This window comes from Rhizobium leguminosarum, from assembly GCF_001679785.1.
Lineage (GTDB): Bacteria > Pseudomonadota > Alphaproteobacteria > Rhizobiales > Rhizobiaceae > Rhizobium > Rhizobium leguminosarum_R.
On sequence record NZ_CP016287.1, the window covers coordinates 22,135 to 35,568 of the forward strand.

Sequence of the window (13,434 nt, forward strand, 5' to 3'; positions counted from 1 at the left end):
CTAAAGCTTACTCTCGGCTGTTCCCCTCTGGAGGTTTTGACCTTCACATCTCAAGGGCCGCGGCTCTCCGCTGGCCCTTTTTCCGGCGGCTTTGCAGCGATCGAGGCGTCTTAGCCGCACCTGGCTCCAACAATCCGACCGGACGCAGGATCGGTCTCGATCGTCACCCGGTCCTCTCTGAAGTCATGGGTCACCATCTGACCCGGCTCGATCTGGCGAACGGTCTTCGAGTTCGTGATCCGCATCGCCTCGACGTCTGTCTGCTTTGGCTTGCCAATGAGGCTTTGGGCGGCGTCAGCGTTGCACGGCCCTTTGCGCGGCGTTGTCGAAGCAGTATCGGCTCTGCATGAGGCCAGAACTGAAACCAGTCCTACGACAAGTAGTGGGACGGGCTTGAGCATGGAATATCTCCTTCAGGATCGCTGTAATCGTTAGTCGAGCTCAGCCAACAGAACCTTCAGGGGCGTCTAAGCCGGATCTGCCGCTGGCCTTTGTCAGAGTTTCGTGATTGATATTTGCGACTATGACTACGCCGCAAGTGACATGCCCTCGGCCTTTGCCTTGCAGATGGTAACGTTCACTAGGCAACTCCGCCACGCCCAAGGTTCTCTGCGACGACAAGGGCAACGCATTGGTGCTCGAAAACGGTCAGCAATGCCTGGACGGAGCGCCTGGCACGTGCCGCCACCGTCGAGATGGGCGGCTCGGCGCTGCTCGCCTTCTGCCCGATGAGCGGCAGGCAGGCCAAGGCCTGCGTCGTTTGCGGCACGCTCTCGCTCTGCGCCAATCTGGGCTTGGAGTTGCGTGAAAGCCGTCTTTCGAACGGCGATCCGGTCGGCGCGATTCCTAACAAGCTCGGCGCCTCCCTCCTCTTTCACGGTCGCCTGACGGACATTGACCGCCGTACGGTCGGCGGCTTTGCCCGATCTATAGTTGCACATAAACAATCCGAACCTGATCCGATAAGGCAGATGTCGATGCCACACGATCGGCATCAAGGAGTCTGTTCTCCGTCAGCTCAGCGTTTCTAATGAGGGGGACGCATCACTCAATGTCTTTCAGCGCATCGAGTGGGCCGGTCAGCGCCGTGCGTGGGGGTACGAGGGTCGGCCGCACCAGATGTGTGATTGGCGGGCCGCGGTCTGCATCGAGGATCGCAAACCCCTTGGTGATCATCGCCTCGCTGTCCTGCCGGATCATGAAGACGGGGAAAGGCAGGAAGGAGCCGAAGGGATCGTAGTCATAGCAGCCGACGATGATGTCGGCGAAGGTCTCGTGCGGGTGCAGCGCTAGGAAGCGCATCAGCCCTTCGCGCTCATTCGCAGATGTTGCCGAAAGAAGTTTCTGAATTCGCGAAAGCCGCCGAATCCTAGTGCGGTGGAAACGCGCAAAACGGTTGACGGGGAGACCGAGCAGAGCCTAGCAACGGATGCAGTCGTGCCAAATGCAACGACATCCGGCCTCGCAAGCACCGCTCTCGCGACGAGCTCCTGTTGCGTTGGGAGAACCAGCCGATTTGCCACGACCCACTGTTTGAGATCAATCAGGTTCGCTGGTCGCTCTGTGTCCAAACGTTCTGTCATTAAAAATCTCTGACGTTGAGTGGCTGACAAAGGGATGGTAGGACGCGCCGCTCCTCGCACGCCCTTCTGTTACTCTCAATTGGCAAGGTCGGGCTGATGGAGTTCTAGATGGCTGTCGATTTCCGCTTCCAACTCGGCCATCGCTTCGCCACCTGCCATCAGGTCAGTGATCTCTTCACGGGATTTCTGACCCCTACGGAAGTCAGCTGCCTTTGCCCCTCGGATGAGCACGGCAAAATGATCCCCAACCGTTAAAGCATGAACCACGTTATGGGTGATAAAGATGACCGCCAGACCTCGCTTGCGGGCCTGAAGAACGATCCGCAACACATGAGCCGCCTCCTTTACTCCAAGGGCGGCGGTCGGTTCGTCCAGGATCAAGAGACGAGCGCCGAAGTGTACAGCCCGAGCAATAGCCAGTGATTGACGTTCACCGCCCGAAAGCCCGCCCACAAGACGATCACCATCGTCGATGCGTGTAATGCCAAATTCTCTGACAGCACGGACAGCGATCTCGTTCGCCTTTTTTCTGTCGTAGATTTTCAGTGGCCCAAAACGCTTGGTGGGTTCAACGCCAACAAAGAAGGATCGGCCAATGCTCATGAGGGGAAAGGTCCCACCAAACTGATGGACGGTGGCGATGCCACGTTCACTGGCATCGCGAGGACTGGTGAAGGCGACCGGCTGGCCGTCCATTTCAATTGTGCCGGATGTTGGCTTGTAAACGCCTGACATTGTCTTGATAAGAGTCGATTTCCCGGCGCCGTTGTCTCCGAGAAGACAAAGTACCTCACCTGCCCGCACTTCAAGCGAGATGTCGTGCAAGACGTCGATGGGACCAAAAGATTTGTTGACGCCTTCAAGTTTCAAAATTGGAGTGGCCATGGTTGCACCTCACTTCTTCTTGCTGCTGTAGGACAATGCCATCGTGCGGAACGTGTTGTTGAGCAGAACCGCCAGCAACATCAGCACACCGATGATAAGGCTCGCCAGATTGGCATCGAACGACGTGAAGTAGATCCCCTGGTTGACGATCGCGAACGTGATTGTTCCCATCACCACACCAACGATCGAACCATATCCACCCGTCAACAGGACGCCGCCCACGACCACGCTGATGATGGAATTGAAGATAAAAGAGCTACCTGACGATACCTGAGCGGAATTGAACAGGATTGCCTGGCTCACGCCGACGAACGATGCCGACACGCTGCTCGCCACGAACAGTGAAACGGTTATCTTGTCTGTCGGTATGCCGGCATTCCTCGCGCCGACCTTGTCACCCCCCAAAGCGAAAATCCAGTTTCCCGCCGGGGAGAAATGCAAGATGAACGTGTAGATCGCTGCAATGCCGATCCACCAGAAAATCGTAACCTGGAACATTCCGCCGACGAATTCACCGAGAATTGTCTTCACGAATGGAGGCACGTTTACAGCCACGCTTGTCGTCCCAGTGATGAAAACCGAGAGACTGAGGGTAAGGCCCGCGACTGCAAACAGGGTGCCAAGCGTCACGATCAAGGATGGGACCGATGTCTTGAGAACGAGCAATCCATTGATCAGTCCCACGACAATGCCGAGCAGCAGGGCGGTGGCGATCCCGGCCCAAACCGGGAAGCCATAGTAGCCAGTGATGATCGCAAAAATCATGGACCCAGCTGGGATCATCGAGCCAATGGAGATGTCGAGTTCGCCTGCTATCATGAGCAGCCCAACAGGCAGCGCGACGATCCCAAGGGTTGCCGCAACGTTTAGCCAACTTGCCACCCCCGCCGCGGAAGTGAAATTCGACTGGCCGAAGATCACGAAGAACCCGAAGACCGCCAGCATTCCCAGAAACGATCCCATTTCTGGGCGGCGGAGCATGCCGCCGATTGACGAGACTTTGCGGCGATTTGAGATTGGAGCGGCATTCAGGACATCGGTCATCTCAACGCGCCCCTTTCTGGACACCGCCGAGTGTCGCGTCGATATTCGCGCTATCAACGAAACCAGGACCGGTGAGAATAGGTGACGTTGGGAGCTCCAGACCATACTCCAGGTAGCTGTTCATCAAACTCACGGCGAGATAGCTTTGCAGATATGGTTGCTGATCGATGGCGAACGTCTGGCTGCCAGCCTTGATACGGCTCAAGCCTGCTTCGTTCATATCAAACGATCCTAGCGCCACTTTCCCGTTCATGCCCGCCTGCATGATGCCGCTTGCAGCCCAGTCCGCGACCGCTGGATTGAGCGTGAGAATGGCATCTATCGTTGGGTCTGTCAGAAGCGTCGCCTTGATGGCCTGCGCTACCGCAGCGGCGTTGTCGGATTGGGATGACGGCAGAGGCAGTTGCTTGCTTTTCCCACCCTTCGGGGAGATTGCGTCCACAACGCCCTTGCAACGCTGCTCCAGAGGGAACGATCCAGGCACGTGGTTTACACAGAGGACGTTTTTGAAGCCCTTCCCGGAGAAGTAGTCGCCGGCTGCCTTCCCGGCGACATATTCGTCGCTTCCGACATAGTTCATAGCGCCGAGTTCTCGCGCCTTATCGATATTGCCGGCATTGTACAGGATGACCTTGACGCCCTTTGCCACTGCGTCCTTGATGGCAGCATCCATCGCGTCAGGCACCCAATTGGCCACGACGATCCCGTCGACACCCTGGCTTACCGCCGTTCTGACCATATTCGCAGCGTCCGGACCGAGGTTGTCATAATTCGCGAGTTGGAGAAAACTCACGGTCCCCTTTGTGAGCTCGACCACCTTTCGCGCATCATCGACGCCTTTCTTGACCGGCTGCCAGAATGTATCATCTGGCTTGCCAGCGATGACGGCAATGTTTGCAGCCTTGGCAATTGTTGCCGAACCTGAAACTGCAATGGTGACGGCAAGGAGCCCCCCGACCAGCTTTGAATAAGTCATCATTTCTTTCCTCCTCCAGAGTAAACGGCCCAGGTTTCACAACAGGATGTGGCCGAAGCATCCTGCTGGTATTGTCTACGGGCTCGGATCAAACCTTGAGCTACGGGGACTGCTCTTTCTGAACTGTTTCCCTTTTTGCCGTTGGATATCCTAAAGGTCGTGAGCCGCCAGAAAGGTAAGTGCGGCCGAGATTATTCGGTCTCGATCCAAGTCAAGTTGCGACACATGGTAAGACTGCTCCAGCCAAAGAACGTCTTTGCTCGACGCTCCACTGCGAGCCAAGATTTCGTCAGCGCTAGCCTTGGGCACAACGGGATCCAAAATGGATTGCACGACCAGCATTGGAGAAGCGACGAGCGGGAGCAATTCGCGCGCCAGGCCGCACATTGAATACAAGTCCGCGCCGCTCTTCTTGTGTCTTTTAGGATAACTTATCTCTTCGACTGGCTCACCGAAGAAGCTCGGAGCGTTCCAGCCTTCCAGATAGGGATCTGGTGAACTGGCGACTATCTCGCTTGCGAATGACGAATTGCCCATGAAAATGGGCGCGTTGATAGTGATCAGTCCGTCGATAAGCTGCGGAGAAGTCGCGGCAAGTTGGATAGCCAGCGCTCCGCCCATCGAGACACCCATCACGACAACGGACTGAAAATTGTCTCGCAGTGTTTTGGCAGCATCGCGCGCTGCCTCGTTCCACTCCACAGGCCCGACGGTCAACATCTCTAAGTTTGATGAACCATGTCCTGGCAAAGTCGGGGCGAGCACAGCGTGCCCTGCTCCAGCAAGTCCCGATGCCAGGAACCTGACACTCTCCGCACTGGCGGACCACCCGTGAAGCAGTAGAAACGCGGTACCCGACGATCCTTCAATAAAATAAGGGGTTGCACCGGCAATAGTGACCAACTGCTTTTGCCGGGCAACGTAGTCCAATGGGTTCTGTAAATTTAGATGCTGATTCATGTCGCGCGGGTCTGCAATGCCTGCAACAGCCGCTGCAGGTGAGCGAAACCTCCTCCTAATTCATCCTCTGAGCGCCAGTTAAAGCGCTTTACCTCGGCTAATTGAAGCGCTTTACCTTGTTTTGTCAAGAGGTGATTGCTACAGAAATTCACGACGCATTGTCGTTTGATGAAAGCTTGCTCCGGGGATCGGAAAACAAAATGGCTACGATGGATGACATTGCCGCTCGAGCAGGTGTATCCAGGGGGGCGGTCAGCCTAGCCCTTAGGCGCTCGCCGAAGATTTCCGCCAAAACGACAGAGCATATTTTGAGGGTTGCAAGTGAGATGGGTTATCGACCCAACCTCAATGCCAGTCGTCTGGCGGCAAAGGATTTCTCCACTTTCGGACTTCTCGTTTCCGATCTTCATAACCCCATTATGGCGGACATCTTGGATGGTTTCGTCATGACGGATGATGGGGACATACCGGATACCTACCTCGCCTCGGGCTTCAACTCGGCCAAAACAGAGCGTGCAATGATCGACTCGTTTCTCTCGCACAGGGTGAAAGGGGTGGTGCTTTTGGGGTCGTTGCTGCCCGACGACGAAATCCGGAAACTGGCGCAGCAATTGCCTACCGTAGCTGTGGGACGCAGCATCGACAGTGTTGACTGTGTGCTTGTCGACGACGTCCTGGGAGGGCGATTGGCAGCAGACCATATCAAAAAGCCCAGACACACCCATGTAGCGCATATCGATGGTGGCGATGGAGCGGGGGCGGCACCGCGAAAAAAAGCCTTTCTAAACGCCTTTGAAACCACCGACGCTGTCGAACTGACGGTATTGAAAGGTGACTATACGCAGGAATGCGGCTATCGGTGCGCACGCGTGCTTTTCTCGGGGCGGCGGCCACCAAGCGCCATTTTCGCCGCAAATGATCTAACCGCTCTCGGGGTGCTGGGCGCTGCCAGAGAATTTGGACTGATCGCTGGAAAGCATTTCGATCTTGTCGGTTTCGATGACATCACATTAGCGGCCTACGACTATATCTCACTGACGACAATCTCTTACTCAAGGGCCGATATGGGAAGGATTGCAAGGGAACTCGTACAGCGACGTTGTTCCGACGTTCATGCGCCTTTTCAAACTATCGAATTGCCGCCCCAGCTGATAGTTCGGAAAACGTCAATTTCGTCACTGGATTGACTGCCGCGAGGGAAGCTGACAGCAGCGTCACATTGAAGGAAGTTTCGTCGTGCTTCATTGGCTGGGACTGGAGCAGGCATGCGTCTGGATCGATACCAGCGTCAATTAGGCCGCTAAGAGAGGGTCGTCCCTACCAGAGGGGCTCCAGTGTTAAGCCGTGCGCCAAAAAACGCTGTTGAAGGACCGCGAAACAATGCCGTGACGCGTGTCACTGAAAGCACACTGAAAACATATCGAATACAAGGTGCAACCGCGATGACCGGCTTAGAATAGTCGATGGGTATCAAATGCTCACGCAGTCCCGCGCCGAACAGCCAACGGTGTTGTTCCGGTCCACCCCCGGAATGCTCTCACGAAGGAATTCCCATCCTCAAAACCGAGCAGCAAGGCTATTTCGGCGCTCGACATCATGGTCTTGCGCAAATAGTGCTCGGCCAACGAGGACCGCACGTTATCCAGCGTCTGCTGAAAGGAAGTACCCTCCTCGTGCAGTCGGCGCTGAAGCGTACGGGTTCCAACCCCTAATTGCTTGCTGACAGACTGCATGGAAACGTCGCCCGCTGGCAGAGCTTCGAGCAGGGCGCTTCTGACCCGCTCGACCATGCTTGCCGTCCGATCCAAATCCGCCAAGCGCTGGCGCAGCGAAGGTTCGAAAAACAGCCAGATCTTGTGGTTCTCGGTCAGAAATGGGCGTTCGACATCCGCCGTGTCAAACACCAGGGTACCAAGCACCATGTTCTCGACGGGCACACCGAAGAACTCCCGGTACAAGCCAGCGTCCGTTTCCGGCACATCATCCGTGAGTGGCCAGCCGACTTTCAGCGGTTTCATGGCCGTGCGAGTTGCAAGACGCGCAAGCTGGACAAAGAAAACCAGCTTGAAGGCTGAAAAGACATTCGGAGGCGGCTTTGTCTGATCCAGAAAGTCGATGGTAAGAGTTGTCTGAACCGGAGTTCTGTCGAGCGTGATCACCATCGGAGCGATCAGCCGGACATACTTTCCAATGCGCTCTATGGCATTGCCCAAGTTGGCGCTGCACAAGGCGGCAAACAACTCGGGATCAAACCAATCGCTGGTCATGGCCTGCGCAATTCGCAGCGGCGCCGGCAATGCGGCGTCCAAGGATCGTGCTTCCGCCTCGATCGCCTCCCAGAGCTTGAAAAATTCTGCGGACGTCAGGCGCACCTGGTCGCGAGCGAACAGATCCCCTGGCAGTTCCGCGCGGCGCAAGATTGGAGGAGCCGCCAAGCCCGCATCCTGCATGAGCAGTCGCCAGCCTGGCCAGACCGCATAGTCCAGAGTTGAAGTAAATCGGCCAGCGGCGGGTGCGTGCGTCTCGGTCATGTTCCAATTTTATCGAGCAGATCATGCCAGTGCAATCGCAGATGACGCCAATCTACAGTCCTGACATCGATCCAGATGAACGACCGAACCTTCGAAGACCTGTCAAAAGATTGGCATCATCCGAATTCCCTTTGGCATGTTTCGCTAGTGAAAAGACGTCTGCTGCAAGGCATATTCCGTCTCACACAACATCTCATCCGCAGTCACACGACGGAGTAAAGACATGACGAAGACAGTTCTCATCACCGGCGCATCATCGGGTTTCGGCCTGATGCTCGCCAACAAGCTTCATAGCCAGGGTTTCACCGTCATCGGCACGAGCCGCGAGCCTGAGAAATACGCAGGCAAGGTCCCCTTCAAGCTTCTGCGCCTCGACATCGACGATGATGCTTCTATCCAGGCATTTCCGGGCGAACTGTTTCAACAGGTCAGGCAGCTGGATGTCCTTGTCAATAACGCCGGCTACATGTTGACTGGTCTTGCCGAAGAAACACCGCTCGACTTGGCCCGGAAGCAATTCGAGACCAATTTCTGGGGAACCGTGAAGGTCACGAATGCGATCCTGCCGCATTTTCGCAAGCAGCGCTTCGGCAAGATCATCACCGTCAGCTCGATCGTTGCCCTGATCGGTCCGCCCAATCTTTCCTTCTACACGGCCTCGAAGCATGCTGTTGAAGGGTATTTTAAGTCGCTGCGTTTCGAGCTGAACCCATTCAATATTAATGTCAGCATGGTCGAGCCGGTCTGGTTCAAGACCAATCTTGGCAGCAATGCTATCAAGGCGATTGCCGGGACTATCTCCGACTACAACAGCTATCGCAAGCAAGCCAATGCCGCGACGCAGAAAGGGATTGATGATGCTGAAAAGCCGGATGCCGTCGTGACGAAGATCGTGGATCTGATCGCCGCGAAGGATCCGAAATTCAGCAACCCCGTCGGGAAGATGACGGGAATGTTCCTCTTCCTGCAGAGCTACGCGCCGAAAATGTTCGAGGGCTCGATCCTCAAGAGCGTCTCCACGGCAGCCTGAAGGCAACGTACCGCCAGCAACCCAACCATGGGATCTCGAATATGAAAAACGATCTCGCACAGGACAGCTCTGGGCAGCCCAGAGGCAGTTCACGCCGCGACGCCTTGCGCGCAGGCGCTGCCGCCCTCACCGCCCTCTCCTTGTCTGGACTTGACTTGCCTGCCGCCGCACGGGCGAAATCGCAGCCCGCATCGGAGGCGCCCACTCAGTTAGTAGAGTTGGGTGGCCGTAAGCTCGCATACCGATCCGTCGGAAAGGGCAAGCCGATTGTCCTGGCACACCGCTTCCGCGGCGTTCTGGGTCTGTGGGATCCGGCATTCATTGATGCTCTGGCGTCTCAAGGCCGTCAGGTCGTGACCTTCGCAGCCTTCATCAGGAATACCCACAAGGCCTGAAGCCGATGGGCACCTATTGAACACCAAGCAAAATCCGCCGATGCCAAAAGCGCGCGGATCATGGAGCAAGTCAATGAAATGTTACCTTTGCAAATACATCCCGCCACGCGACGATTTCCTGGCGACGATGAGCGCCGACGAAAAGACATGGATGGCGCAGCACGGTGCTTTCCTCGACGACTTGCTCGAAAAGGGAGTGATCGTTGCGCATGGCCCCGTCATGGATCCGGCAGGTGGCTATGGCGTCTCGCTTTACCGGATCGCCGATGATCAGGACATCGCGACGATTACCGCGCGTGATCCCATCGTGGCGAATGGCGCCGGCCACTACGAGCATCACCCGATGCTGCACCTGAAGGCGCGCGACTGACATCGCGATACCATAGCCACGCAGGCGCATTCCAGGCCAGGGTGGCGATTGACGCCGCCACAAACACTCCGAGGAAAAATATGACAACCGCCCTTATCACCGGCGCCTCCAGCGGCATCGGTACAGTATACGCACGTCGTCTGGCTGCCCGTAGCCATGATCTTGTCCTGGTAGCCCGTGCGACAGATCGGCTGAACAAGCTGGCCGAGGAGCTACGGACAGCTCATGACGTAACCATCGAGGTCATCACGGCAGACCTGACGGATACGGCACAGCTGAATTTGGTGGCCGAGCGGCTTCGCGCCGATCCGCCGATCGACATCCTGGTGAATAATGCCGGTGCCGGTTTAAGCGGCGGCTTCGCAAATGCCAACCCAGTCGCCCTGGAGAACCTGCTGCGTCTCAATTCTCTGGCACCGACGCTTCTGACAGCGGCCGTGCTCGGGGGGATGCTGAAGCGCGGCCACGGTTCTATTGTCAACATCGCCTCTGCCCTTGCCATTCTTCCAGAATACGCGGATGGCATTTATGCCGCGACCAAATCCTATGTGTTGACGATGTCGCAGAGCCTCAATGCCGAAGTCGGGCAACAGGGCATTTACGTGCAGGCCGTGCTACCGGCCGCAACCCGCACCGAAATCTACGAGCGTTCCGGCGGCGACATCAGCAAGGTGCCCGATGTGATGGAGGTCGATGATCTCGTTGATGCCGCCCTCATCGGCTTCGACCGCAAGGAACTGGTCACATTGCCGCCCGTCCCAGAAGAAGCCGACTGGAATGCCTTCGAACAGGCTCGCATGGTTCTGGCACGGGGCTTCATGAACGCAAAACCCGCCGAACGGTACCGCAGTTGAGACTGGCGGTCGGTGCGCTCCTTTCGGCACGAGCAGCCTCATAGGTCCCGATTTTTTCGGGTGCGTAGCGGAAATAGAAGGGAACCACATCCATGAACAAGCCCGCCGCGGAGCAAGCCGACATAAGCCATCTGCCGCAGCATGAATTTGCTCGAGTCTGCCGCCGCTCGGAAAGCTTCAATTTTTTCGCGCCTGTCTTGCAAATCCCCTGCGGGTGGCATCCATCGTCCCATCCAGCGCGCAACTGGCATTAGCGATCACGAAGGAGATATCCGCGGCCACCGGCCTGTCCTAGATCTAGGCCCCGGAAGCGGTGTCTTCACCCGCGCGCTTCTGGCGCGCGGGGTTGCGGAGGCAGACATCGTCCTTGTTGAAAGTGGCAGCGATTTTGGGGCGGGGCTTCGCCTCTGGTCGGCGATCGATTTCTCGAGGTGGCGCGCGCGATGATCGAATCCTCCGCGCGGCACTAGGTGTTTAGTCCCGGCATTTGATGGTGCATTATTTTCCTTAGAATGGAGGGAGGCACTATGGGCCAGGTTCTACACGGGAGCGCCACAACGACAGAGGCAATCCGTCGAGCAATACAAAATAGTGAAGAGAGCCTGAGAGCGCTTTCAAAGCGGTATGGGGTCAATCAGAAGACAATAGCCAAATGGAAGAGACGGACATCATTGGCCGATCTTCCGACAGGCCCGAAGGACCCGCATTCGACAATCCTCTCCCTTGAAGAAGAAGCCGTCATCGTCGCCTTTCGCAGGCATACATTGCTGCCTCTTGATGACTGCCTCTATGCCCTTCAACCGACGATCCCGCATCTGACACGTTCGTCCCTGCACAGGTGTCTGCAGCGCCACGGCATTTCACGCCTGCCGGAAGTGAAAGGCGACAAAGAACCGAAGAAAAAGTTCAAAAGCTACCCGATCGGCTACTTCCACGTCGATATTGCCGAGGTGCAGACGGCTGAGGGCAAGCTCTATCTCTTCGTGGCGATTGATCGCACGTCCAAGTTCGCCTTCGCTGAGCTCTATGCCAAAGCTGGCAAGATGAATGCCGCCCAGTTCCTGCGCAACCTGATCGCGGCGGTGCCCTACACCATCCATACTATCCTGACCGATAATGGCATCCAGTTCACCAACCGGGCCTGTGACCAAAATGCCTTCCAGCACATCTTCGACCGAGTCTGTGAGGAATACGAGATCGAGCATCGCCTGACAAAGGTTAAGCACCCATGGACCAATGGGCAGGTCGAGCGGATGAACCGGACGATCAAGGAAGCGACTGTCAAGCGCTTCCACTACGACGATCACGCACAACTGAAAAAGCATCTCGCCGACTTCATCGACGCCTACAATTTTGGGCGCAGGCTCAAGACACTAAAGGGCCTCACCCCCTACGAGTTCATCTGCAAAAGGTGGACTTCCGAGCCAGATCGATTCATCATCGATCCTATCCATCAAATGCCGGGACTAAACAACTAGGGTCATCAGGCGCGCTTATGTGGTGCAAGCTGCACGCCCAGCATCCTCCGCCATCCTTGATCGTAGCGAAACGAGGCAGGACGCATTACTCGATATCTTTCAGTGCATCGAGTGGGCCGGTCAGCGCCGTGCGTGGGGGCACGAGGGTCGGCCGCACCAGATGCGTGATTGGCGGGCCGCGGTCTGCATCGAGGATCGCAAACCCCTTGGTGATCATCGCCTCGCTGTCCTGCCGGATCATGAAGACGGGGAAAGGCAGGAAGGAGCCGAAGGGATCGTAGTCATAGCAGCCGACGATGATATCGGCGAAGGTCTCGTGCGGATGCAGGGCGAGAAAGCGCATCAGCCCTTCGAGGTTGATCGAGGAATTGACGAAGAATGCACGCGGCAGCTTTCCGTGGCCTTCGTAGAAGGCTTCGAAGGCGCGGGCAGTCATGGCGGGTGAATAGCCGGTCGGCTGGATGCAGACGTCGGGATCCGCGCCCAGCGATGCGCGCTTTACGTCGCGGAAACCGCGAATTCGCTCATGGCTGGCATGGTCGTTGCGGCCGCCGAACAGGTACAGATCGTCAGGTGAAAGCGGTCCATCTTCCTGCGCGCGCTCGATGATCGCCTGTGTCAGCATGCGCGCACCTTCATAATTGTCGCTGATGATCGACGGTGCCAGCATGCCCGGCAGATCGATGTTGACGTGTTTCAGCCCTGCCTTTTCGCAGACCTTGTGCACGCCATCCGGATCGGTTGCGCCGGCGATGAAAAGTTCGTCGATCGAATAGGAGATCAGTGTCTCGACGACCTTGCGCTCCTCCTCCGGATCGCGACAGGCACTGACGACGAGAGGGCACTGACCGCGGCTTCTGACTTGCGCCTCGAAAGACTGCGCCATGGAGGAGAAATAGCGGTTGTCGTGCACCGGCAGGAGAAGACCGACGAGGCCGGAGCGGGACGAACGCAGGCCGCGGGCCTGCAGATTTGCCGTATAGCCGTGCTCGTTTGCCAGGTTCTGAATGAGCTGCGCCGTCGCCTCCCTGATGCGCCGTTTCCGCCAGCTTCCGTTCAGCACAGCGCTGACGGTGGAAGGCGACGCACCCGATAAGATCGAGAGATCGTAGATCGTCGCCTTCTTCTTGCTGATGTCAGTCATATCTCGCCTTTCCTTTGTCGCTTCCCTTAGGAACAAACCCCTCTTGACGAAAGCCATACCTTGATCGATAGTTATTGCACCATCGATTGTGCAAAAAAGAAAGATCGATTGCGCAAAAATTGGTTCGCCGGAGGAGGCGGGACGGGAGGCAAGGGTATTCCCTCGCCGTGAAGCAACCAGGAAC

The 13,434-nt window shown here is 56.8% G+C and carries 15 protein-coding genes and 1 pseudogene; 7 read left to right on the forward strand and 9 right to left on the reverse strand.

Annotated elements, in window-relative coordinates; genetic code table 11:
* Window positions 1-110 precede the first annotated feature (110 nt).
* On the reverse strand, window positions 111-401 hold the full coding sequence (locus BA011_RS24525) for an I78 family peptidase inhibitor (protein ID WP_065282666.1): 291 nt from the start codon (window positions 399-401) through the stop codon (window positions 111-113).
* A gap of 294 nt (window positions 402-695) precedes the next feature.
* Between BA011_RS24525 and BA011_RS24530 the strand changes: the two genes are divergently transcribed.
* Window positions 696-1,031: a DUF917 family protein gene (locus tag BA011_RS24530; protein ID WP_065282667.1), complete on the forward strand. Its 336-nt coding sequence runs from the start codon at window positions 696-698 to the stop codon at window positions 1,029-1,031.
* A gap of 13 nt (window positions 1,032-1,044) precedes the next feature.
* Here BA011_RS24530 and BA011_RS24535 read toward each other — a convergent pair.
* The 6 genes and pseudogenes from BA011_RS24535 to BA011_RS24555 all read right to left on the reverse strand — a co-directional run.
* A pseudogene (locus tag BA011_RS24535) lies at window positions 1,045-1,317 on the reverse strand (LacI family transcriptional regulator); the annotation flags it as partial.
* Window positions 1,302-1,583 (reverse strand): MurR/RpiR family transcriptional regulator, encoded by a 282-nt coding sequence (locus tag BA011_RS42100; protein ID WP_151343556.1) that lies wholly within the window; start codon window positions 1,581-1,583, stop codon window positions 1,302-1,304. The pseudogene BA011_RS24535 and the gene BA011_RS42100, both read right to left, overlap by 16 nt.
* A gap of 75 nt (window positions 1,584-1,658) precedes the next feature.
* Complete coding sequence (locus BA011_RS24540; RefSeq protein WP_065282669.1) at window positions 1,659-2,468, reverse strand: ATP-binding cassette domain-containing protein; 810 nt, start codon at window positions 2,466-2,468, stop codon at window positions 1,659-1,661.
* 9 nt (window positions 2,469-2,477) lie between these two features.
* Window positions 2,478-3,512, reverse strand: coding sequence for an ABC transporter permease (locus tag BA011_RS24545; protein WP_065282670.1), 1,035 nt, complete (start codon window positions 3,510-3,512; stop codon window positions 2,478-2,480).
* Between the two features lies 1 nt (window position 3,513).
* Window positions 3,514-4,488 (reverse strand): substrate-binding domain-containing protein, encoded by a 975-nt coding sequence (locus tag BA011_RS24550; protein ID WP_065283501.1) that lies wholly within the window; start codon window positions 4,486-4,488, stop codon window positions 3,514-3,516.
* A gap of 150 nt (window positions 4,489-4,638) precedes the next feature.
* The gene (locus tag BA011_RS24555; protein ID WP_151343557.1) at window positions 4,639-5,448 is read right to left on the reverse strand and encodes an alpha/beta hydrolase; all 810 of its coding nucleotides are present in this window, start codon (window positions 5,446-5,448) and stop codon (window positions 4,639-4,641) included.
* Between the two features lie 101 nt (window positions 5,449-5,549).
* Here BA011_RS24555 and BA011_RS24560 point away from each other — a divergent pair, with 101 nt between their 5' ends.
* The gene (locus BA011_RS24560) at window positions 5,550-6,635 is read left to right on the forward strand and encodes a LacI family DNA-binding transcriptional regulator (protein ID WP_151343558.1); all 1,086 of its coding nucleotides are present in this window, start codon (window positions 5,550-5,552) and stop codon (window positions 6,633-6,635) included.
* 291 nt (window positions 6,636-6,926) lie between these two features.
* Here BA011_RS24560 and BA011_RS24565 read toward each other — a convergent pair whose 3' ends face one another.
* Window positions 6,927-7,898, reverse strand: a complete 972-nt coding sequence (locus tag BA011_RS24565; RefSeq protein WP_151343639.1) for an AraC family transcriptional regulator — start codon at window positions 7,896-7,898, stop codon at window positions 6,927-6,929.
* A 304-nt stretch (window positions 7,899-8,202) separates the two neighbouring features.
* Between BA011_RS24565 and BA011_RS24570 the strand changes: the two genes are divergently transcribed.
* The 5 genes from BA011_RS24570 to BA011_RS24590 all read left to right on the forward strand — a co-directional run bounded on the left by BA011_RS24570 (window position 8,203) and on the right by BA011_RS24590 (window position 12,106).
* Window positions 8,203-9,009, forward strand: a complete 807-nt coding sequence (locus BA011_RS24570) for an SDR family NAD(P)-dependent oxidoreductase (protein WP_065282674.1) — start codon at window positions 8,203-8,205, stop codon at window positions 9,007-9,009.
* A 41-nt stretch (window positions 9,010-9,050) separates the two neighbouring features.
* A complete protein-coding gene (locus tag BA011_RS24575) occupies window positions 9,051-9,404 on the forward strand; it encodes a hypothetical protein (RefSeq protein ID WP_065282675.1) in 354 nt (117 codons plus the stop codon).
* A 73-nt stretch (window positions 9,405-9,477) separates the two neighbouring features.
* A complete protein-coding gene (locus BA011_RS24580; RefSeq protein ID WP_029871574.1) occupies window positions 9,478-9,774 on the forward strand; it encodes a YciI family protein in 297 nt (98 codons plus the stop codon).
* Window positions 9,775-9,854: 80 nt separating this feature from the next.
* Window positions 9,855-10,628 carry an SDR family NAD(P)-dependent oxidoreductase gene (locus BA011_RS24585; RefSeq protein ID WP_065282676.1) on the forward strand — a complete coding sequence of 258 codons (774 nt, stop codon included), beginning with the start codon at window positions 9,855-9,857 and terminating at the stop codon, window positions 10,626-10,628.
* A 527-nt stretch (window positions 10,629-11,155) separates the two neighbouring features.
* Window positions 11,156-12,106: an IS481 family transposase gene (locus tag BA011_RS24590; RefSeq protein ID WP_072640442.1), complete on the forward strand. Its 951-nt coding sequence runs from the start codon at window positions 11,156-11,158 to the stop codon at window positions 12,104-12,106.
* Window positions 12,107-12,191: 85 nt separating this feature from the next.
* Here BA011_RS24590 and BA011_RS24595 read toward each other — a convergent pair whose 3' ends face one another.
* Window positions 12,192-13,250, reverse strand: a complete 1,059-nt coding sequence (locus BA011_RS24595; protein ID WP_065282678.1) for a LacI family DNA-binding transcriptional regulator — start codon at window positions 13,248-13,250, stop codon at window positions 12,192-12,194.
* Window positions 13,251-13,434 lie beyond the last annotated feature (184 nt).